Source organism: Gilliamella bombi (assembly GCF_900103255.1).
Classification (GTDB): domain Bacteria; phylum Pseudomonadota; class Gammaproteobacteria; order Enterobacterales; family Orbaceae; genus Gilliamella; species Gilliamella bombi.
In genome coordinates, this window is record NZ_FMWS01000015.1 from 70417 (window position 1) to 92164 (window position 21748).

At 34.3% G+C, this 21748-nt stretch carries 18 protein-coding genes; 9 read left to right on the forward strand and 9 right to left on the reverse strand.

The window, feature by feature from the left end:
• Nucleotides 1-8: 8 nt before the first annotated feature.
• The 3 genes from rfaD to B9N71_RS03680 form a co-directional block, all read right to left on the reverse strand.
• On the reverse strand, nt 9-935 hold the full coding sequence (rfaD, locus tag B9N71_RS03670) for an ADP-glyceromanno-heptose 6-epimerase (RefSeq protein ID WP_085164186.1): 927 nt from the start codon (nt 933-935) through the stop codon (nt 9-11).
• Between the two features lie 100 nt (nt 936-1035).
• On the reverse strand, nt 1036-1815 hold the full coding sequence (locus B9N71_RS03675) for a methyltransferase domain-containing protein (protein ID WP_065589170.1): 780 nt from the start codon (nt 1813-1815) through the stop codon (nt 1036-1038).
• A 3-nt stretch (nt 1816-1818) separates the two neighbouring features.
• On the reverse strand, nt 1819-2550 hold the full coding sequence (locus B9N71_RS03680; RefSeq protein WP_085164188.1) for a 1-acylglycerol-3-phosphate O-acyltransferase: 732 nt from the start codon (nt 2548-2550) through the stop codon (nt 1819-1821).
• 86 nt (nt 2551-2636) lie between these two features.
• Between B9N71_RS03680 and mnmC2 the strand changes: the two genes are divergently transcribed.
• Both mnmC2 and B9N71_RS03690 read left to right on the forward strand, forming a co-directional pair.
• The gene (gene mnmC2, locus B9N71_RS03685) at nt 2637-3344 is read left to right on the forward strand and encodes a tRNA (5-methylaminomethyl-2-thiouridine)(34)-methyltransferase MnmC2 (RefSeq protein ID WP_085164190.1); all 708 of its coding nucleotides are present in this window, start codon (nt 2637-2639) and stop codon (nt 3342-3344) included.
• Nucleotides 3345-3516: 172 nt separating this feature from the next.
• Nucleotides 3517-4446, forward strand: coding sequence for a hypothetical protein (locus B9N71_RS03690; protein WP_085164192.1), 930 nt, complete (start codon nt 3517-3519; stop codon nt 4444-4446).
• 211 nt (nt 4447-4657) lie between these two features.
• Here the strand turns inward: B9N71_RS03690 and tamB are convergent, their stop codons facing one another.
• From tamB to dapB, 5 genes are all read right to left on the reverse strand, one after another.
• Nucleotides 4658-8473, reverse strand: a complete 3816-nt coding sequence (gene tamB, locus B9N71_RS03695; RefSeq protein WP_085164194.1) for an autotransporter assembly complex protein TamB — start codon at nt 8471-8473, stop codon at nt 4658-4660.
• 1 nt (nt 8474) lies between these two features.
• A complete protein-coding gene (gene tamA / locus B9N71_RS03700) occupies nt 8475-10151 on the reverse strand; it encodes an autotransporter assembly complex protein TamA (RefSeq protein WP_085164196.1) in 1677 nt (558 codons plus the stop codon).
• A 56-nt stretch (nt 10152-10207) separates the two neighbouring features.
• The gene (hpt, locus tag B9N71_RS03705; RefSeq protein ID WP_085164198.1) at nt 10208-10747 is read right to left on the reverse strand and encodes a hypoxanthine phosphoribosyltransferase; all 540 of its coding nucleotides are present in this window, start codon (nt 10745-10747) and stop codon (nt 10208-10210) included.
• A 132-nt stretch (nt 10748-10879) separates the two neighbouring features.
• Nucleotides 10880-11377, reverse strand: coding sequence for a tRNA adenosine(34) deaminase TadA (gene tadA, locus B9N71_RS03710; RefSeq protein WP_085164200.1), 498 nt, complete (start codon nt 11375-11377; stop codon nt 10880-10882).
• A gap of 7 nt (nt 11378-11384) precedes the next feature.
• The gene (dapB, locus tag B9N71_RS03715) at nt 11385-12206 is read right to left on the reverse strand and encodes a 4-hydroxy-tetrahydrodipicolinate reductase (RefSeq protein WP_085164202.1); all 822 of its coding nucleotides are present in this window, start codon (nt 12204-12206) and stop codon (nt 11385-11387) included.
• Between the two features lie 135 nt (nt 12207-12341).
• Here dapB and B9N71_RS03720 point away from each other — a divergent pair, with 135 nt between their 5' ends.
• Nucleotides 12342-13538, forward strand: a complete 1197-nt coding sequence (locus B9N71_RS03720) for an MFS transporter (RefSeq protein ID WP_085164204.1) — start codon at nt 12342-12344, stop codon at nt 13536-13538.
• A 41-nt stretch (nt 13539-13579) separates the two neighbouring features.
• Here B9N71_RS03720 and bamJ read toward each other — a convergent pair whose 3' ends face one another.
• The gene (bamJ, locus tag B9N71_RS03725; protein ID WP_085164206.1) at nt 13580-14191 is read right to left on the reverse strand and encodes a BamJ family beta-barrel-assembly machinery protein; all 612 of its coding nucleotides are present in this window, start codon (nt 14189-14191) and stop codon (nt 13580-13582) included.
• 206 nt (nt 14192-14397) lie between these two features.
• Here bamJ and bamE point away from each other — a divergent pair, with 206 nt between their 5' ends.
• The 6 genes from bamE to B9N71_RS03755 all read left to right on the forward strand — a co-directional run bounded on the left by bamE (nt 14398) and on the right by B9N71_RS03755 (nt 21324).
• Entirely contained in the window at nt 14398-14814 is a 417-nt protein-coding gene (bamE, locus tag B9N71_RS03730; RefSeq protein ID WP_065574933.1) for an outer membrane protein assembly factor BamE, read from the forward strand.
• Between the two features lie 459 nt (nt 14815-15273).
• The gene (pyrG, locus tag B9N71_RS03735; RefSeq protein ID WP_065589161.1) at nt 15274-16905 is read left to right on the forward strand and encodes a glutamine hydrolyzing CTP synthase; all 1632 of its coding nucleotides are present in this window, start codon (nt 15274-15276) and stop codon (nt 16903-16905) included.
• 53 nt (nt 16906-16958) lie between these two features.
• A complete protein-coding gene (eno, locus tag B9N71_RS03740; protein ID WP_065589160.1) occupies nt 16959-18260 on the forward strand; it encodes a phosphopyruvate hydratase in 1302 nt (433 codons plus the stop codon).
• 227 nt (nt 18261-18487) lie between these two features.
• Complete coding sequence (locus tag B9N71_RS03745; protein WP_085164208.1) at nt 18488-19432, forward strand: VirK/YbjX family protein; 945 nt, start codon at nt 18488-18490, stop codon at nt 19430-19432.
• 81 nt (nt 19433-19513) lie between these two features.
• The gene (locus B9N71_RS03750) at nt 19514-20428 is read left to right on the forward strand and encodes a LysO family transporter (RefSeq protein WP_085164210.1); all 915 of its coding nucleotides are present in this window, start codon (nt 19514-19516) and stop codon (nt 20426-20428) included.
• Between the two features lie 41 nt (nt 20429-20469).
• Nucleotides 20470-21324: a hypothetical protein gene (locus B9N71_RS03755; RefSeq protein ID WP_085164212.1), complete on the forward strand. Its 855-nt coding sequence runs from the start codon at nt 20470-20472 to the stop codon at nt 21322-21324.
• The last annotated feature ends 424 nt before the right edge of the window (nt 21325-21748 follow it).

Sequence of the window (21748 nt, forward strand, 5' to 3'; positions counted from 1 at the left end):
ATTCCATCTTATTGTTCATTGAGCCATTTCATATATTCAGCAGTTCCTTCTGCAACATTCTTAAATTCAATTGGGCATTTAGTTTTTCTAAATTTAGTCAGATCTGCTTGGGTATAGCTTTGATACCGTCCTTTTAGATGTTCAGGAAAGGGGATATAATCAATTTCATCTTTTTTATGGTAAGTAAGAACCGCATCAGCGACAGCCTGGAACGACTCTGCTCGACCCGTTCCACAGTTATAAATTCCTGATATTTTATTTTTCCAGAACCATAAATTGACCGCAACGACATCACCAACATAAATAAAGTCACGTTTAAAGTTTTCACTACCTGCAAAGAGTTTTGGTTTTTCACCTTTATTAATTTGTTCATTTAAGTGAAATGCGACACTTGCCATGCTACCTTTATGTGATTCACGTGGTCCATATACATTAAAATAACGGAATCCACAAATTGGCGAATTAGCTTGAGGTAGTAATTGTCTCACATATTGGTCAAATAAGAATTTAGAATATCCATATACGTTTAATGGTTTTTCGTAAGTGCGATCTTCAATAAAGTTATCACTGCGCCCACCATAAGTAGCGGCTGATGAAGCATATAAAAATGGAATATTGAAATCGAGACAGTAATGCAACAAGTCTTTAGAATAGTCATAGTTATTTTCCATCATAAACTTGCCATCCCATTCTGTGGTTGACGAACAGGCACCTTGATGAAAAACAACATCAATATTAAGATCGTCATGACTAATAATAGCTGCGATAAACTCATCTTTGTCCATATAATCGGCAATATCTAGATCAGCTAGATTAGAAAACTTGGTGCCGTCAGTTAGATCATCAACCACCAAAATATCTTTGTGCCCCAGGTCATTCAAACCTTTAACAATATTACTACCAATAAACCCTGCGCCGCCTGTTACAACAATCATGATCATTTTCCTTAATCAATAAAACTAATCTGCTTATAATAGCGATTTATGATAAATTTTTCGAGTGCTCATTTAAAAAAGCATGGGCAAGACGAGTTTTTTATGAATTCACTTTATTTTTTGCAGTAACTAAAATATATCTTGCTAAATTAAGATAAGGTTCAGTTTGGCAGTATTTTTGTTCCAGTTCTAATAGTTGTTCAAAATGAGTTTCTGCTTTGGATTTATTGATTAGATAGTCATGAAAAATACGAATCCCTGTTTTTTGCAAAATATCAAAATCAAGTTGTGTAAGCCAGTGATATACGTCTGTTGGAACTCTTGGATAATCGGGAGAAAGTGTCTTTTTCTTACGCTTAGCTAACCCTGATTTTGTGTAACCAAAATTGCCTAATGTGACCGTTTTAAACAAAAGCGCATGATAGTTATAAAACATTAACGATAAAAAACCATCAAATTTAAGGTGTTGTTTTAATGATTTTATTAATTCAATTGGTTCAGCAACCCACTCTAATACAGCATGACAAATGACTAAATCAAACTGTTTGTTTATTAAGTTATCAAGCTGCTGAATAGAGCAACAAAGACAATCTATATTTATCTTTTCGGATTGAGCTTTTTGTTTTGCCAGTTCTAGCATTTGTTCAGAGATATCGCAAAGCGTTACTTGATGCCCAAGTTTGGCTAGCCGACAGGCGATCTGACCTTGCCCTCCACCTGCATCTAGAATATTTAATGATTTATTGTGTGGATAGGTAGCTAAAACTTTTTCTAGTTCTTGCCATACTACCGCTTCGCGAATTTGACCTTTGGTTGTGCCATAAATATTTTGTGCAAATTTATTGCTGATATCATCAAAATTACGATCTTGTTTATTCATGACTTATTTTTGATTGTTTAGTTGTTCTGCTTCAGCATTTATTTGCTCTATTTTAGTTGCCATTTGGCTATAGCACTCTTCCATTAAGGCTCTAGCATCCTCTTTGCCTAGATTTTTGGTTTCGATAGGTTCTAACATTTCAACAATGATATGTCCATTATTTAGGCGGTTTAATTTAATATTATTGGTTTGCGATACACAGATTGGCACAATTGGTACTCCAGCAGCAATGGCAGCTTTAAATGCACCTGTTTTAAACGGTAATAATCCCCGTCCACGGCTACGAGTACCTTCAGGAAACATCCAAATAGATATGCCACGCTTTTTAATTTCATTAACAACTTGTCCGATTGTGTCGTGAGCTTTTGATTTATTATTACGGTCAATAAGAATGTTACCTGTAAGATAATAAAGTTGCCCAAAAAAAGGAATCCAAGCCAGACTTTTTTTACCTACTGTTACCGTTTTAGGTTGCACAACATCACCAGCTACAACTATATCATAGTTATCTTGATGATTCGCAATATAGATACAGCTACCTATTATATTGATATTAGGAGGCGTACGAGTATCAACTTTTACTCCCAATATAGGTTTGAATAGAAAGCTAAATAAATGAGCAAATCTTGCTACATTTTTGGGATTTCTTGGGTTAAATAGGCAAAAAATGACGCCTAAAACACAAACGATAATACCAATTATAACACCACTAATTAAGCGAAAAAGAAATAGCATAATTTACCTCATAAGTTAATTTACGTATTATATACTTAATCTAAGCTAATATACAGTTCGTTAACGGCTTCTTCTAAAGGGTGATTATGTATAAACCAACTATAACTTGGGACGAAAATCAAACTCCTGTCTCTACCTATTTCGATGATGTTTATTTTAATACTGAAGGCGCAATTGAGGAAACCAGATATGTATTTGTTGAAGGTAATGATTTACGTCAGCGTTTTTTGAATCACAAGCAAGATACATTTATAGTTGGCGAATCAGGCTTTGGTTCAGGGCTAAATTTTTTGATTTTATGGGAAACATTTTTACATTTTAGAAGTCAATACCCGAATCATAGACTTAAACATCTTGCATTTTTTAGTGTTGAAAAGTACCCGTTATCGTTAAATGAATTAATAAAGATTCATAATAGTGTGCTTTTTAAAAATAAAACATTACTTTCATTATCAAAACGACTTCAGGCTTTTTTAATTGATTCTACTTTCCAGTTTGACGATGTTAGTTTAAAGATATGTAATGATGATATTAGCAATTTTTCAGATTTTTTAACAAAGCAAAATGTTTTGATTGATGCTTGGTTTTTTGATGGGTTTTCACCAGCTAAGAATCCAGATATGTGGTCAGAACGTTTATTTAAAAATTGTTTTAGCCTGACAGCATCTGGTGGTAGTTTTGCTACTTTTACTGCAGCAGGATTTGTTCGTCGTCATTTAATTAATGCAGGATTTATCGTTCAAAAACGAAAAGGCTTTGGTTCAAAACGTGAAATGTTAGTTGGCTATAAGTGAGTATGTATATTTGTTACAGTCTTTTTGCAAATTAGATAAACAACATGAGTAATTTCCACTATTAAGTAATTTTCTAGAAATGATAAGGTAATTCATATAAAATATTAAACAATAATAATTTATTATTTATACTATATTTATGAAAATAAAAGTAAGTTAAATAGGAGAATAGATGAAAGCCTTAAAAAACGTTTTACTTATATTAACCACCGCTATGGTTTTAACTGGTTGTGAAGAAAAAAACGAAGAATATTATTTAAACAATATAGACTCAGCAAATAAAAAAGTAGAGCAATGTAATCAGGATCTAAAAAAGGCATTTATGGCAAGTGATAAAGGCGGTATCGAAAAGGTAGAAAAAGATCCTGAATGTCGTGCTGCAATGTCTGCAATTAAAAAAGACAAAAAGATAAAATATGAATTAGAAAACAAACGGAAAGAAGACGAAAGAAAACAAGCAGTAGATTCTGAAATGAGTGCTATTAAAAAACAAATTTATGGTATGTCGTGGGGCGAATCAGTTAACGAATATTTAAAGGTAGATGAATGTAAAAGTAGTTTTTCATTTAATAAAAGCCCGAAATGTGAAGCTTGGGAAACGATTTATAAAGAAAAAGTAGATGAAGGTAAAAAAGAGTTAAAACAACTATCTTTTAATGAAATTAAAGCAAAAATGCAGTCTTTATGTAAATTAGACAAAAGAACTGGTTCTAATTGTAGTGTTGCCGCAAAAGCGTTAGAGGAAAAGGCGACTGATGAATTAGCTAATGCTGATATTCAAACCATTGAATCAAAAAAATCACTATACTGTGCAGATGATCTAGTTTTTTTACCAGTTTGTAGTATTAGTTGGGAAAAAGCATGGAAAAGAGAAAATGATAAGTACATTAAATTCTATACAGAAAATAATGCGGAATTTATTACTACATATAACTCATGCATAGATAAATTAGAAGCAGTTAAATCTCAAAAATTAGACTGGAACAAAGAAAGTAAATTACAAAAAGCAATAAAAGAAGGATACCCTTGTAGTCAGGTAAAGGATGCTTACACGAAAAGGGGAATGGGATATTCTTGGTTTGATAAAAAAATTGAAGAATAACCTAATAGTAGCTCCATGTCAGACAGGAACAAATTATGTAATATCAAACAAAAACGAATGTTGATAGCACTTTTTTACCGTTGAAATGGCTAACCTTATATGCAGCTTAGTTAAAGCGTCAGTTAGCACGTTTTAGGCTAGGATGGTGTTAGCCTTTTACCCTATTGAGATTCTGCATAAGATAATGGGCATAGAGTCCTTTGGGGTAATGTTAAAAATCGAATTGATAAATCAGATCCAATGTTTGAGCTAAACTTGATGTTGCATCTAAATAGAGACTAGGCATTAGGCGATAACGTAAAGTAAAAGTGGCCAATGAATCAAATATACCTACACCATATTTAAGTTGTAAATTAGGTAATATGTAGCCACTAACCACAACTTTAGAGTTATTACCGGCACCTTGCGTATCAAGTGTTAGATTTTTAATACCAAATACATTACCAATATCGCCAATATATTTACCTGTTTTCGCTGTGCCAATACCAACCAGCAAAGCTGTCATCATATCGCTATCGCTTTGTTCTGTACTATCGAGTCCTTGTCCTCGGATTAAGTAGGAGAGTGCTTCTTGCTGTGACATGGCGGGATCTGAAAATACTTCAATTTTTGGCGATTCAGAAGATCCTGTAACACGGATTCCAGCCATAATATTACTATTTTCCATTGCTTCTGGATTACGAATTGCTTCTATATCGAGTGTAGCTTGATCAGCCGATCCTGAAAAAGTAATGATGCCTTTATGAATAATTAAATCTTGCCCATAAGCATGGAATCGACCTGTTGGAATCAAAACTTCACCATGCAAATCAAGTCCTTTATTGGTTTGTGCCGCAATTAAACTACCTTTAAGCGAAGCCTTTAGTCCAAAAGCATCGACAATAACGTTATCACCAATATCAATTTCAAGATGACTATTGATCTTAATGCCAAATTCCTGAGGCCTAATAGGTTTCCGATTTATATCGAGCATTACTTCATCTGGTGAGACATCAACACTTGATGCTGGTAGTGATTCAACTGTTATTTTTCCTTTTGGAATGCTAACTTTACCTAATAACGTTAATTCATCTTGTGTTACATTGATTTTAATATCTGGAACAATTGACATAACAATCATTGGTGGCACAGTAACTTCCATGGCAGCGCCATTAACAGCTAACGAGGCTTGCCATTTATCTATAGTATTCCAGCTGGCATTACCATTAATATTAACATTGCCAGCTTGAGTTGTTAAAACACCTTTTAATGTGGATGATTTACCATTGAAATTGAGGTCAAATTTAGCTGATTTAATATCAATTGGTAATTGGCTAGATTTGATTTCGCTATTTTGTAAGTTAATATTTCCTGTTAGCAATGGCTCATTTAATGAGCCAGAAAATTTAACGTTACCATTAATAGCCCCTTTAGCATAGTCTTTGCTATCTAATAATGGGTTAATAATTGCTAAAGCTAAGTGATCAATACTTAATTGACCACTTAATTTTTTTTGTTCAATTGGATCAGTAATAACAAGATTACCGTTTATTTTTCCTAATTTATTCAGACCAAATTTCCAATCCAATTTAGCCTGTTGTTCATTAAATTCAGCATCTATTTTGAAAAAATCAAAAGGCAATAGTAACGATTGGGAGGTAACCATTTGTTGAATATAAACATCATAACTTGTTAAATTTGCTTTTATTAATGGTATTGTATTGTCATTATTAAATTGAATAGTTATTTTTCCATTTACATTACCAGTAAGTTTGGTTTCACCGTCATTTGGTATTGGTAGCCTAGATAGATTAATGTTTTTTAAGGTGATACTTGTATCGGTATTTTTAGCTAACAAAAATTGCTTATCAAGGCAAATGCTTGACTTTCCATTAATCCAGCAATGAGCATTAATTGTTGGGATTTGATTATTAACATCATAAGATAAGTCAACAGATTTAGCTAATTGCCAACTGTTATTTTTGTTTAAATTGAGTAGCGCACCTGAAATGGTTCCGTTCCACTTTGTGCGTTCTTTATCAAGTTTTCCTGTTAACGATGTTTTTAGTGATGCAGGTTCACCATCAATATTAACGGTTAATATATGTTGGCTTTCACTTCCAGTTAAATCTACATTTAATTTTTTTATAGTTTGGCTTGAAAGTTCTATTGATTGCCCAGTGAGTTTAATGTTGCCACTGGCCTGTTCTTTATACTCAACTTTACCGGTAAGATTAGCTTTAGCTACTTTGATAGTATTAAAAGACAGTGAATTAATGGCTAAATTAGTATCTATAATTGCATTATCATGTGTGCGATTAAGTTTTATATTACCCACAATTGAACCTTGCATATCATCAACTATTAACGATAATGATTCGAGATTTAGCTTAGCCAGTAAGTTGCCTTTTTCAGCTGAACCATTTAAATCGATCTGATTTTTACCCCAATTGATTACAAAATTATTTGCAGTGGCTAAGTTTTCAGAATCAACATATACGTTACCAGATGCTAAAAAATTAGCATGGTTAATATTACCTTTTAGTTGTAGATTGGAAAAATCAAACGTCCATTTATCTTTGTCTAGTACGCCTGTAGTTTTAAATTGACCATTTAATCGAATCGGATAGTTAGGTAGTTCTTTGTACATATCAACATTATTTAGTTTTATGTTGATATCCCATTGTAATGCTTGTGGCCAACTTATATTTCCATCTATATTAATTTCACCTTGAGGTAATTTAATGATTCCATGATCAATGCTTGCCTCTTGATTAGTTCCTTTGCCAGCAATATCAAACGAAGTATTAATTAATTCTTTCCCTTCAATAATACCTTTGGCCGACATTTGAAACTGCTTTACATTACCATTTATTGATGTGGAAAAATTATTTAATTGATATTGTGCTTGCCCTTCAATTGGCCATTGAATATGCTTACCTTCAATTTGAGTGATTACAGGTAAGTATTTTTCAATAAAATTGATGTGTCCACTCATCACCATTTGATTCGAACCATCAAGGTTTATGTTAGCTAACAACTCACCAAGTAATTTTCCTGAAAACTGTGCATCAAGTCGATTTTGTTCGGTATTTGCTTTTATTAAAGCTAATATAGGCCAGTTATCGTGTAATGTGATTTCGCCTGAAAGTGAAACATGTCCGCTAGCATAGGGAGTTATAGCATCTGTATCTAATTGTTTTATAATAATACGGCTATTAACAATATTGGTTTGAATTGTAACGTTATCAAATAGGTAATCATGCCCCCCCATATGTAATAGCCAGTTTGTCCCTCTTAAACTAGTTACATTAATATCTAATGGAATATTAACTTGAGGCAATGATTCAATCAGTGGTTGATTAAAAAGTTGGGCGATTTTTTCATTAAGTGCGATATCTGTATCGGACGTTTTTACTGGTACATTTGCTGCTTTATTATCTGTAAAAATAGCATTCAACCCTGTAGCAACAGCAGGATAAACATGAATCTGATTATTAACCCATGTGGCTTTACCCGTGAAGTCAGACATTCCAAATTGCATATCATCAACAGTGACTTTTACATTAGTAAGGTGTGTGCTGTTAAGCTCTATAGGTAATGGAGTTTTGAGAACAAAATGTTGCTCTGCGGTGGTAGTATCAATAGTAGTTTCACTTGGTGAACTTTCGATTTCTTTAGTGTTAATTGAAACATTTACACCATTGGCATTGAATTGATTGATGCAGACTTCAGTCTTTAATAAACAAAGTCCTGTGAGTGAAAATGAAGCATCATTAACTTGAACATTAATACCCGGTAATTCAAGCGAAAGTCCTTGTATATGCAAATCATGAAAGGTGCCTTCAACTTGAGTTATTTTTAACTCAGGTAGAAATTTATTTAAAACATAGGTGGTTAGTTTTACACCAAGACTGGTGTATATAAACAAAATAACAAAAACAATTAGAAAGGCGATAACAGATAAAATGGCGATGCTTCGCTTTTTCCATTTACGTATCCGCTTTAATTTTTTTACTTTTTTAATTCTAGCTGAATATTTAGTCATATTATAATTCGCTTCCTAGGCCAATGTATAGGTGAATTGAACCTGTATCTTTGTTAAGTGGTGTTGCTAAATCGACCTTTATTGGCCCAACCGGAGAAGCCCAACGAATGCCAAAACCAGTTCCTGTATAAAATTTAGTTTTATCAACTTTATCTATAGCTTCACCTGTATCTACAAATGCAGCTCCCCACCATGATCCAGATAAATTATATTGATATTCAAGTGAACCAGTGATGAGTTTAGAAGCTCCTTTTAATTTACCTTTTTTATCCTTAGGCGAAATAGACTGATAACTGTAACCTCGAATACTGCGTTCACCACCAGCAAAAAATCTAAATGATGGTGGAACACGGTCAAAATTGCTCGCTTGTATAATGCCAAAATTGCCACGAGCTATAAATCGATGCGATTTTTTTAAGGAGCGAATCCAAGTTTGTTGTGCTTGAAATCGCACTAGATTAATATCTGAACCTAATACTTCTCCAGCTGATTCAACAGAATAACGTTGTGAATCGCCCCACATTGCTAATAAATTACCATCAGAACGGATTCTTGATATGCTAAGCGATGGGTAATACAAGAATGTTTTAAAACTTGAATCACCTTGGGTAAAGTCATCATTTAACACATTTAACCCTAATGAAGTTTGCCATCCATAAAAATTATCCCAATTACGTAAAGCCCCGAACGTATAAGAACGTGAGTAGGTATCATTATTATCTATCTTTTTATAACCACCTTGGATAGTGTAATATTGCTCTAAAGGTGATTTTTTTAAAGGGATTTTGTAACTCATGGTCACCAATTGTTCTGGCGAAGATAGTGATAAGTTACTTTGAAAACTTTGCCCTCGACTATTGATCCAAGGTTTATTCCAACCAATCTTACCATGCACGCCGTTATCTGTTGAAAAGCCCAACCCTAAGTCCATATTATTTTTTTTTCGGGGTGAGGTTTCTACATCAATGGGAAGAACTCTATCTTCGGTTAGATGAGGAAAATCTGGGACAACAACCACTGAATTAAACCAGTTTGTAGAAGTAAGGCGTCTATTTAATAATGATAATTGTTCAGCTGTATATTCCTCACCGTCTTTAAATGGCACAATATTAGCTAAATAGTCATCACGAATTTTGGCATTATGAAAAGTAACTTTACCAAATCGATATCGCCTACCTGTTGTATAATCAATATTCCAAAAGGCTTGATGATCAGACATAGATACAGCTAATTGATGTTTAGGCATATTGGCATCAAAGTAACCTTTTTTTAGTGATAAATTTTGCAGGCTTTTCTTAAATGATTCATAAATACCATGATTTAACACATCGCCAATTTTTGGTAAGTTGTTTTTAAGTAAATATTGAAAATCAGGATCTTGTTTCCCCTCACCAGTAATATTAATATTAAGCTGCTCAACTAATACGGGTTCGCCAGGTGAAACGTTAACAACAAGAACTTTTGGGTTTTGTGCGTTATATTCAAAGCTAGGAGAGTAGTAACCCAATGCACGTAATGCTTTTTTTGTTTCGCTTTCAAAATAACGCTTAAAATTTGGAGTATCACTAACTTTGTCAGGTGTAATTAATGAAGTTCGTGCCTCAACATTATCTGCAAGATCGCCTTTTAATCCCTTAATGGATAACTTCATGTCAGCATAACTTGTCGTAGCTGTCATAACTAAAAGTAAACCTAATGAACAGGAGAATCGAGACACATATACCTCGTATAATATTAAGATTCAAGTAAAGTTACATGACCGATAAAAGGTAAGTGACGGTAGTGCTGAGCATAGTCAATACCATAACCCACAACAAATTCATCAGGAATTGAAAATCCGATATATTTAACTGGAACGTTTACTTCACGGCGAGAGGGTTTGTCTAATAGCGTACAAATTTCAATACTGCGTGGATGGCGCAATTCTAAAATAGCCATGACTTTGCTAAGAGTATTACCTGTATCTATAATATCTTCGATAATTAATACATCTTTATCACGGATATCCTCATCTAAGTCCTTTAAGATTTTAACGTCACGGTTACTAATCACAGCATTACCATAGCTTGATGCTGTCATAAAATCAACCTCGTGCCCGACAGTAATTGCTCGACTCAAATCGGCCATAAAAATAAAAGAGCCACGTAAAAGTCCAACTAAAATAAGTTCATTTTGGCTATGTTGATAATCTTGACTTATTTGTTGGCCTAGCTCAATTACACGTTTTTGGATATCATCAGTAGATATCATCATTTCTAATGTGTGTTTTTTCATTAATAATGCTCAAATTAAATTTTTAAAAAATTAAATGAGATTCTAGCAATTTTCCTTGGTAAAAAGAATAAGCGAACCCATTTTTTATTAAACTAACATGGGAATAGATTTTTGTTTTTTATACTCAAACACCTAGTTACCTGAAACTTTTTGACAACAATTTTTAGTCACTTTTTTTTGTAAACGCCGTTTTTTAAAAAAATCACTCAAAATAGTACTACATTCGTTAGTTAACACTCCACCTGTTACTTCTGCATAATGGTTGATGCCTTGCTGAGCAAGAATATCGATAAAAGAACCTGCTGCGCCAGTTTTGTAATCACGTGCACCATATACTACGCGTTTAATACGACTATGTATAATGGCTCCAGCACACATAATGCAAGGCTCAAGAGTGGTATACAGAGTTGTATTAATCAATCGATAGTTATTCAAATATTTACCTGCTTGTTCAATAGCCATCATTTCAGCATGCGCAGTGGGATTATGCTTACTAATGGGTTGATTAAAACCTTCACCAATAATTTGATTATTTTCATCAACAATCACCGCGCCGACTGGGATTTCTCCAAGCAATTCGGCGCGTTTAGCAAGCACTAGTGCATGTTGCATCCAAATTTCATCTGACATTTTCAAATTACAAATTATTGAGATTTAGAACATCACGCATGTCGTATAAACCAACTGGCTGTTTGGCAAGCCAGAGCGAGGCTCGAACAGCACCATTAGCAAATGTCATGCGGCTAGATGCTTTATGACTAATTTCAATGCGCTCGCCAATATCGGCAAAGATAGCGGTATGTTCTCCTACTATGTCACCTGCTCGGATAGTTGCAAAGCCAATAGCGCCTTGTGGTCTTTCCCCTGTATGACCTTCACGACAGTAAACTGCACGATCTTTTAAGTTGCAATCAAGTGCATCTGCAATTGCTTCACCCATAGCTAATGCTGTACCAGACGGCGCATCAACCTTGTGACGGTGATGAGCTTCAATAATTTCGATATCAGTATAACCGCCCATAATTTTGGTGGCTTTTTCCAACAATTTTAGCACTAAGTTAACACCGACACTGAAGTTTGCGGCAAAGACAATGGCAATGTTTTTAGCTGCATCAGCAATAGCTTGTTTACCTGCATCATCAAAACCAGTTGTGCCAATGATTATCATTTTTTTATTTTCAACACAAAAAGCTAAGTGGGCGAGTGTACCTTCAGGTCGCGTAAAATCGATCAATACGTCAAATTGATCTTTAGCTTGTTCTAGATTATCGGTGACTTTAATGCCACAAATACCGATCCCTGCAAGCTCACCTGCATCACTACCAATTAGTGAGGAACCTGCTCGTTCAAATGCTGCTCCTAAGGTAACCCCTTTGATTTGCGAAACAGCTTGGATAAGTTGCCGTCCCATTTTGCCACCAGCACCAGTGATCGCAATACGAATCATGTTTGTTGACATATAACTTTCCTTAACTTTTTGTGAATATAGATAAATAAATATTATAGCGGAAAATAAATAACTTATACACATCGACTAAACTTAAATGCTAGAATTTTTGAACCGTTTTCTATAAAAAATAATCAGGAGTTTATTATGCGATCTCCGTGGTATTTTGGTTGGAATATTGTTATTGCGGCCTCCTTTCTAACTTTACTTTCTAGTGGATTAAGAATGAGTATGGGGGTTTTTTTTCTGCCCATTGCAAATGATCTGAATTTTAGTCGTAGCGTACTTTCTGGAATCATTGCTATAGGTATGCTTTTCTCTGGAATTGCTATGCCAATATCGGGATATTTAGTCGGTAAATATGGTACTCGTTTTGTCCTAATATTAGGTTCCATCATTATTATTATTTCTACTGTTTGGTCAGCTAACTCAAATGATTATTGGAACTTTTTTCTATCTTTTGGTGTTGCGTTATCTTTTGGTACTTCCTTTGTTGGTTCTGTCAGTTTTACGCCCATTGTGGCACGTTGGTTTATCAAGCGTAGAGGATTGGCTTTATTTATTTTATCAACAGGAAGTATGGCAGGTATTGCAGTGATGTTACCTGTTTTTGCTTTCTTCATTCCTATTTATGGATGGCAAACAACGCTAATTTCATTTGCTGTGATTTTTATGATTATCGCTTTGCCTATTGCTTTGTTTATTATGAAAGATAATCAATCTGAAATCGAAGTCTATAGTATAGAGCCTGTTATCAATCAAAAAATAGAGTCTAGTATCAAACTTATAGATGTGTTAAAAACACGTCCATTTTGGCAACTGAGTTTTGGACTTTTTACCTGTGGCTTCAGTATGAATTTATTAGGAACACATGGAGTCCCAATGCTTACCGATCATGGATTTGACCCTATCATTAGTTCTAATGGTATTGGTTTGATTGGTTTAGTCGCTATTTTTAGTACCTTAGTTTTGGGTTATTTATCTGATATAGTGCAACGAAAAAACATTTTAATGATGGTCTATTTAATACGAGGTTTAGGTTTTATTGCTCTTGTTTTAGCATCAACTAAATGGCAGCTTTTTACTATTGCAGCAGTGGGTGGTTTGGTTTGGGCTGGTGCTTTGTCGATGTCTGGAGCCATTACCGCTGATATTTATGGTGTAAAAATTGTGGGACTACTTTCAGGATTAACCTATTTGGGACATCAAATTGGTGCGATGATTGGTTCATGGTTAGGTGGATGGGCTTATGATCATTTACACACTCATTTAGTTGCGTTTGGTACGGCGAGTATTTTATTGTTACTGGCGGCTTTTAGTGCTTATCATCTTCCTAAACGATAATCGTTCAAAACAAATGGACGCCAAGTAGCGTCCACTCTTGCTTATAAAACTTTTAGTAATTCAACATCAAAAATTAATGCACTGTATGGTGGAATTGATGCGCCAGCACCTTGAGCACCATAAGCTAATTCTTGAGGAATATATAAACGCCATTTTGAACCTTCAGGCATAAGTTGTAACGCTTCAACCCAGCCTTTAATCACACCATTGACTGGAAACTCAGCAGGTTGTCCACGTTCAACAGAACTATCAAATACTGTGCCATCAATTAGTTTCCCTGTATAATGAACTTGCACGCGATCGGTTGCTTTAGGTAATGCGCCATCGCCTTGTTTGATGATTTCGTATTGTAAACCTGATTCAGTCGATTTAATGCCATCTTTTGTAATGTTTTCTGCTAGAAAATCTTTACCTGCTTGAGCAATTTTTTCTGCTTGTTTGGCCTTCTCTTTGGTTGCTTGTTCATGCACATGGCGTAATGCTTCATGTAATTCTTGTAAAGGTAGAGCAGGTTGATTACCCGATAATACATCTTCCATTGCTAGTTTTAATGCGTTGAGTTCTAAATTATTTAAGCCAGATTCTTTTAGTTGTTGTCCTATTTGCAAACCGATAGCATAACTTGCTTTTTGATCTATAGTTTCTAGTTTCATTTTGTACCTTTGATGTTTAAAAATAGTGTCTATTATGACAGTATTAAGTTGGTTGATACAAGAATAAAAGTCAAGTGATAATTTATGTTAGGACCTACTGATATCAGAATCATTATCTAACTGTAGAAGAATTTATTAATTTGGCTAGCACTTATGAAAAATATCAGCGATAATATATATCATTATTTTTTTATGGATAAAGTTAGATGCTGTTTCGTAAGTTTACCTCTTTTACAATTGTAGCGAGTGTTTTATTAACTGGTTGTTCGGTTGTTGATCGTTGGGTATATCGACCTGATATTAACCAAGGTAATTATGTAACACCAGATGCTATAGACCTATTACAAGTTGGTCAAAATAAAGAACAGGTTGTATTTATTATGGGGTCACCAATGTTAACTTCTGTCTTTGGTGATCGTGTTTGGTATTATGTTTTCCGTCAACAACCGCAGCATGGCGCTGTTAGTCAAAGAACCTATGTTGTCTATTTTGATGAAATGGGTATTGTAAAGGATATCAAAACTTCAGAGCTAGCAGGTTCTAAATCATTAGAAGAAATGAATAAACAAGGTATATCAGATCCAATTGATACAAAATCTGATGATGATACTCCTGAATCTTAATTAAAATATAAAATAAAAGCCTCTTTAAAAAATGAGGTTTTTATTTTGGTTTAGCTACGGCTATTGATCTTTTGTATTAATTATAAGCTTATTTATACATTTTTAGCTACATCATACAACTGCCAATGTGACCATACTAATATAAATTCTCGACAACTTATTGTTACGATTGCTATACCTAAATAATGTTTTATCTTATTTGTTGACGAGGATCATTATACTCATCTTAAATATTTAGAATTTGCTACTGTAGATTTACAATCAGGTTATTTTAATCATGAGTTGTAAACAACTCGGTATTTTCCTGCAACTTATCAGTTAAAATTAATTATTCAATTGTGGGACAAGGCAGATTCTGTTATACTGCATTCCCGTCTGATTCTTATTTGTTATATTGGTTTTTATGCTTTAAAAATCGATACAACATTGTTCTTATAAATTAATAATGGTCTGGTATTAATGGTCACGAATTATATTTTTGTTACAGGCGGTGTCGTTTCTTCCCTTGGTAAAGGCATTGCCGCAGCATCACTTGCTGCAATCTTAGAAGCCCGCAATTTAAATGTCACCATGCTCAAACTTGATCCCTATATTAATGTCGATCCGGGCACAATGAGTCCTATTCAACATGGTGAAGTGTTTGTGACTGAAGATGGTGCAGAAACCGATCTTGATTTAGGTCATTATGAACGTTTTATTCGCACTAAAATGACGCGAAAAAATAACTTCACTACAGGGCGCATTTATTCTGATGTATTACGAAAAGAGCGACGTGGTGATTATTTAGGGGCTACGGTTCAAGTTATTCCTCATATTACTAATGCAATTAAATCACGTGTAATTGATGGCGCAAAGGGGTTTGATGTCGCAATTGTTGAAATTGGTGGTACTGTTGGTGATATTGAATCACTTCCGTTTTTAGAAGCGATTCGTCAATTAGCGGTTGATGTTGGTCGTGAACACACATTATTTATGCACTTAACCTTAGTACCTTATTTGGCCTCTGCAGGTGAAGTCAAAACCAAACCTACGCAACATTCAGTAAAAGAGTTGCTGTCAATTGGTATTCAACCCGATGTGTTAATTTGCCGTTCCGATCGCATTATTCCTGCTCATGAACGAGCTAAAATTGCACTATTTTGTAACGTGCCTGAGCGTGCAGTGATTTCACTTAAAGATGTCGATTCTATTTATAAAATTCCGGCATTATTAAAATCACAAAACTTAGATACTTTTGTTTGTAAACGTTTCAATCTTGATTGTAAAGAGGCCGATCTTTCTCAATGGGAACAAGTCATTTATGAAGAAGCGAACCCAGTTGGTGAAGTGACTATTGGTATGGTGGGTAAATATATTGCTTTACCCGATGCCTATAAATCAGTGAATGAAGCATTAAAACACGGTGGATTAAAAAATCGTTTAACGGTGAATATCCGTTATATTGATTCAGAAGATCTTGAGTCACGTGGTACTGATTTACTAGAAGGTTTAGATGCTATCTTAATTCCTGGTGGATTTGGTTATCGTGGTGTTGAAGGCAAAATTATGGCCGCTCGCTATGCACGTGAAAACAAGATCCCGTACTTAGGTATTTGCCTTGGTTTACAAGTGGCTATGATCGAATATGCGCGTAATGTTGCGGGTATTAAAGATGCTAACTCAACCGAATTTGTTAAAGATTGTGCAAACCCAATCATTGCTTTAATCACAGAATGGAGCGATGAATCGGGCAATGTAGTACAGCGTAACGAAAACAGTGATTTAGGCGGCACAATGCGTTTAGGTTCACAAATTTGCCATTTAGAGCCAAATTCATTAGTATACGATATGTATAAAAACGAATCTATTACCGAGCGTCATCGACATCGTTATGAAGTAAATAATAATTTATTACCTGAAGTGGTTAAAGCTGGGTTAAAGGTCACCGGTCTTTCAACGGATAGAAAGTTGGTTGAGATTATCGAAATCCCAGATCATCCATGGTTTGTTGCGTGTCAGTTCCATCCAGAATTCACATCAACACCACGAGATGGACATCCACTATTTAGTAGTTTTATAAAAGCTGCCAAAGCTTATCAAGAGCAGCAATAAAAATAGTTTTAAATTAACATTTGTAATATATCTGTCATATAGAGGAAAATAACATGGCAAAAATCGTTAAAGTACATGGTCGTGAAGTGATCGACTCTCGTGGTAATCCAACAGTTGAAGCCGAAGTTCATTTAGAAGGTGGTTTTGTTGGTCTTGCAATCGTGCCATCTGGTGCGTCAACTGGCTCACGTGAAGCGTTAGAACTTCGTGATGGTGACAAATCTCGCTTTTTAGGTAAAGGCGTATTAAAAGCGGTTGAAAACGTTAACGGCCCAATTGCTAAAGCTGTAGTGGGTAAAGATGCGTTAGATCAAGCCGCTGTCGACCAAGCTATGCTTGACTTAGATGGAACTGATTTTAAATCTAATTTAGGTGCTAACTCAATTCTTGCTGTATCTTTAGCAACGGCTAAAGCAGCTGCAGCAGCTAAAGGTGTTCCTCTTTATCAGCACATAGCTGATCTTAACGGCACTCCAGGTCAATATTCAATGCCATTACCAATGATGAACATCATCAACGGTGGTGAGCACGCTGATAACAACATTGATTTACAAGAATTCATGATCCAACCTGTTGGTGCTAAAACAGTTCGTGAAGCAATCCGCATGGGTTCTGAAGTATTCCACAACTTAGCAAAAGTATTACACGCTAAAGGTATGAATACTGCAGTTGGTGATGAAGGTGGTTTTGCTCCTAATTTAGGTTCAAATGCTGAAGCATTAGCATGTATTAAAGAAGCGGTAGAAAAAGCAGGTTATGTTTTAGGTAAAGACATCACGTTAGCGATGGACTGTGCGGCTTCTGAATTCTATAACAAAGAAACTGGTAAGTATGTATTGAAAGGTGAAGGTAACAAAGAATTCACGGCTCAAGAATTTACTCATTACTTAGAAGGTTTAACTAATGAATATCCAATCGTATCAATTGAAGACGGTTTAGATGAAAGCGATTGGGAAGGTTGGGCTTACCAAACTAAAGCATTAGGTCACAAAATCCAATTGGTGGGTGATGATCTATTTGTAACTAATACTAAAATCTTTAAACAAGGTATTGAAAAAGGTATCGCTAACTCTATCTTAGTTAAAGTAAACCAAATCGGTACATTAACTGAGTCTATCGCTGCGGTTAAAATGGCAAAAGATGCGGGTTATACTGCAGTTATTTCTCACCGTAGTGGTGAAACTGAAGATTCAACAATTGCTGATTTAGCAGTAGGTTTAGCGGCTGGTCAAATTAAAACTGGTTCAATGAGCCGTTCGGACCGTGTTGCTAAATACAACCAATTAATCCGTATTGAAGAAGCTTTAGGTTCAAAAGCACCATTCAACGGTTTAAAAGAAGTTAAAGGTCAATAATTCTTTTTGATAAAAGACGTTATTGCTTAAAAAACGGTGACTAGTTCACCGTTTTTTATTTTCAAATAATTTAAACCTACTTAATGTAGGAATAGTTGCACCGATTAAGGTTGTGTTGTACTCTTAACATTTGATTTTTTTAAGGCTTATTAATAATCAAATATGTATTGATTAATTTAGTGTTCCTATAATAGATAAAATAACTAACTCAATTTAAAGTTCTACTTATGAATAATATTACGAATATGTCTCAGCCAAAAAGTAAATGGCAACTTTTTAACTGGCTTTATACTGGTAAATTACCATTAAACGAATTATGGCTTAATCCGACTTATCGTTATAAGTTTTTTTTTAGAACCTTGTTTTTAAGTCCAATCACCTTAAAATGGCTTGATAAACTAAGGCAGTACCCATTACTCGGCGATTATTTTTCGTGCCAAACAAATTTGCCATGCAAATTACAGCGTCCTTATTTAGCTTCTTGCTTGAGTCAAAAAGCCCGTTATGACGCTTTGGCGTATCACTATGATTTTTTAGCTAAACAACCTGAAAGCGTAAGCAAGGCCTTTTATAATCCGCAATTGCCTTTTGTATTGGCGGATGTAACAGTTAAAAATGAACAAAACATTCAAATAGCAGTGCAAGCCCGTAATAAATTTGCAAGAGAAGGCGAAATCAGCCTTTATTTTTATGATAGTGATGGCATCGACTTAGCCACTTTGACATTTTCAATCGTAGAATATCAAGGTAAGCCAACGCTATTTATTGCAGGATTACAAGGCACAGGACATGATGATGCGCGTACTCGTGTACAAAAAGCGACTAAAGCCTGCTATGGGCTATTCCCTAAACGTGTTGTAGTTGAAGCTGTATTAACTGTTGCTCGTTATTATCAGTTAACTCAAATTGTTGCTGTGGGCAATAAAACACATATATATAACAATTGGCGCTATAATAGCCGCCAAGAGCGCATTTTATCTGATTATGACGATTTTTGGTTAACTCTTGATAGCAAACAAGATGCCAATGGTTTATTTATATTACCAAACCAAATTAATCGAAAATCCATTGAAGAAATCGCCAGTAAAAAACGTTCAGAATATCGAAATCGTTATGCTTTATTGGATCAGCTTCAACTTAATATTGAGCAAAAATTAGCATCATTGACTTAATGATTAGTAGTAACATGTTTAAAACATAGGTTTGATCCAATTATTTAAAAATAAAAATCAGGAATAGTTAAGGAATAAAATATGTATTTTGGTATTCTTATTGCGTTAGTGCCATTGTTTATTGGTTATTTAATTAAGATTAAAAATGATAATTTGATGACCAAGATTAACCAAACATTGAGTTGGATGGTTTACCTTATTTTATTCATTATGGGATCTGAACTTGCACATTTAGATAACTTAACTACAAATTTACAAATGATTTTATGTTATACCGGTGTTCTTTTTATTTGTACATTTGGGGGTAATTTTGTTGTTTTAATTATTTTTGATTATTTTCTTTCTACCAAGGCATATAAAACAGATCAAACTTACGAATCACGTTTTAAAATGATTTTTGAGTCATTGCGTGTTTGTATTGCATTAATTGTTGGGTTTATTTGCGGATTATTTCCATTATTTATTTGGCAATATTCAGAAAGTACCACGCAAGTTGTATTGGTTTTTTTATTGTTTTTAGTCGGTATTCAATTGCGCAGTAATAATATTTCAATTAAGCACATTCTGCTCAATAAAATAGGCATAATTACAACGCTAGTAGTTACGATAAGTGCATTTTTGGGGGGCATTGTTGCGTCATTTGTTTTAGATTTGCCCGCACGAGTTGGTCTTGCTATGTCATCGGGTTTTGGTTGGTATTCGTTATCGGGTATTTTAATGACAGAAGCCCATGGTCCAGTTATTGGTAGTGCTACGTTTTTAAATGATATTCTGCGTGAATTATGCGCAATTATCTTAATCCCAACACTAATTAAACGCTACCAATTAACCACATTAGGTCTGTGTGGTGCAACATCAATGGATTTTACACTCCCCATGCTGCAAAAAGGTGGTGGGATAGCCATAGTGCCTGCGGCTATTGCTCAAGGTTTTTTATTTACATTGATTATGCCGATATTTATTACGTTATTTAACTATGGAGGGTTTGGGTTTTAGCTTAAAAAAAGCAAAGCCTACTTAAACGGAGTAAAAAGGTAATGGGAAAGTATAGTTTATTAAGAGGTAAAGTAAGGCGTTTAAAAATATTGAAAGTAGATCAAGAAAAGGATCACAATAAAAAAACCGAAGACTGTGGTTTTATTGAGTCAATTTTGGGGCTATTTATTATCGAGATGATTGGTGGATTTATTCTAATAACCGCAGCTATATGTAAGTTTGTTTATGAATTCATGCTTAGTTTATTTACTTTTGGGTTACTACAAACCAAGCTATTAAAAGGCACACCATTTGTTTGTTATATCGGTAATGTCAAAGTCAAAGGTAGGCTAGAAAATGTCGCTTTTAAAAATGGTGATTACGTCGAAATGGTCGTCAAACAAATTGATAAGAACAAATATCAAGCTTATGCCGTCCGATTTCCTAAATATCATGCTTTATTTTTCCCTAAAGGAGTTGGTCTTTCGACATTGCAATTGCTGAAATATTGTATGATTGGTGTTGGATCGATAATATTATGTACCGATGGTTTTATTTTCATTAGCGTATTATTCAATCATGAGTGGGATTCTTTAGAAGTGATAGAAATTACCAAAACAAGCTGTATTGGCTTTGTTGCTTTTGTGTTCTTTTTTTTCTTCGTTTTTGGTGGGAGGTTAACTTTTATTTGTAACCGCATTTATGCCACTTTAGGTTATCCAAAACCATGGTTACACAACAGTTGGTATGAAGAATTCTTGTTTTTCAAAATGAATCGTCGTCGGGATCCTGAGCTATTTAATGATCCTCAAACGCCGGAATTTCAAAAAATTAGAAATAAAGATATACAGCCTTCAGCTAATTATTACTGTCGAACACCTATTATACCAAGTTGGGTAAATATTATGGATGAATGATAATTTATAAATTTGATGAACTAAATCTGACTGCAGGTTTAGTGAAATTTTAATTCATATTATGGTGTGCGCACGCGTTTGAAGAAGTCTTAATTACCAAACGGTATAGAATCCTGAATATTTTTTACAAAAATATAATCTAAATTAGGTAAATGCTCATATTGAGTACTCAATTCACAAAAAATTATGCTGTTTGTTTCATGTTTTATATACAATGGTAGTCATGCTATTTAGACTCAAGAGACCGAGATCATTTAGTATTATATATGGTTTGATGGCTAACTATAAAATATCTAGTCAAATCAGTGATGGTTATTTTCTATGATATATGCGCAATATTGCTTGTTGTTGATAAGGTGTTAATTTTGTTTTTATGTCTATTGATTACAGTATTTTCTCAAATTACTAGGGGCTGTTGATCTTT

What these genes read in the sequence shown, in the direction of transcription:
- rfaD (WP_085164186.1), bottom strand. Translation starts at nt 935, where the DNA reads ATGATTGTTGTAACAGGCGGCGCAGGGTTTATTGGTAGTAATATTGTT.
- B9N71_RS03675 (WP_065589170.1), bottom strand. Translation starts at nt 1,815, where the DNA reads ATGAATAAACAAGATCGTAATTTTGATGATATCAGCAATAAATTTGCA.
- B9N71_RS03680 (WP_085164188.1), bottom strand. Translation starts at nt 2,550, where the DNA reads ATGCTATTTCTTTTTCGCTTAATTAGTGGTGTTATAATTGGTATTATC.
- mnmC2 (WP_085164190.1), top strand. Translation starts at nt 2,637, where the DNA reads ATGTATAAACCAACTATAACTTGGGACGAAAATCAAACTCCTGTCTCT.
- B9N71_RS03690 (WP_085164192.1), top strand. Translation starts at nt 3,517, where the DNA reads ATGAAAGCCTTAAAAAACGTTTTACTTATATTAACCACCGCTATGGTT.
- tamB (WP_085164194.1), bottom strand. Translation starts at nt 8,473, where the DNA reads ATGACTAAATATTCAGCTAGAATTAAAAAAGTAAAAAAATTAAAGCGG.
- tamA (WP_085164196.1), bottom strand. Translation starts at nt 10,151, where the DNA reads ATGACAGCTACGACAAGTTATGCTGACATGAAGTTATCCATTAAGGGA.
- hpt (WP_085164198.1), bottom strand. Translation starts at nt 10,747, where the DNA reads ATGAAAAAACACACATTAGAAATGATGATATCTACTGATGATATCCAA.
- tadA (WP_085164200.1), bottom strand. Translation starts at nt 11,377, where the DNA reads ATGTCAGATGAAATTTGGATGCAACATGCACTAGTGCTTGCTAAACGC.
- dapB (WP_085164202.1), bottom strand. Translation starts at nt 12,206, where the DNA reads ATGTCAACAAACATGATTCGTATTGCGATCACTGGTGCTGGTGGCAAA.
- B9N71_RS03720 (WP_085164204.1), top strand. Translation starts at nt 12,342, where the DNA reads ATGCGATCTCCGTGGTATTTTGGTTGGAATATTGTTATTGCGGCCTCC.
- bamJ (WP_085164206.1), bottom strand. Translation starts at nt 14,191, where the DNA reads ATGAAACTAGAAACTATAGATCAAAAAGCAAGTTATGCTATCGGTTTG.
- bamE (WP_065574933.1), top strand. Translation starts at nt 14,398, where the DNA reads ATGCTGTTTCGTAAGTTTACCTCTTTTACAATTGTAGCGAGTGTTTTA.
- pyrG (WP_065589161.1), top strand. Translation starts at nt 15,274, where the DNA reads ATGGTCACGAATTATATTTTTGTTACAGGCGGTGTCGTTTCTTCCCTT.
- eno (WP_065589160.1), top strand. Translation starts at nt 16,959, where the DNA reads ATGGCAAAAATCGTTAAAGTACATGGTCGTGAAGTGATCGACTCTCGT.
- B9N71_RS03745 (WP_085164208.1), top strand. Translation starts at nt 18,488, where the DNA reads ATGAATAATATTACGAATATGTCTCAGCCAAAAAGTAAATGGCAACTT.
- B9N71_RS03750 (WP_085164210.1), top strand. Translation starts at nt 19,514, where the DNA reads ATGTATTTTGGTATTCTTATTGCGTTAGTGCCATTGTTTATTGGTTAT.
- B9N71_RS03755 (WP_085164212.1), top strand. Translation starts at nt 20,470, where the DNA reads ATGGGAAAGTATAGTTTATTAAGAGGTAAAGTAAGGCGTTTAAAAATA.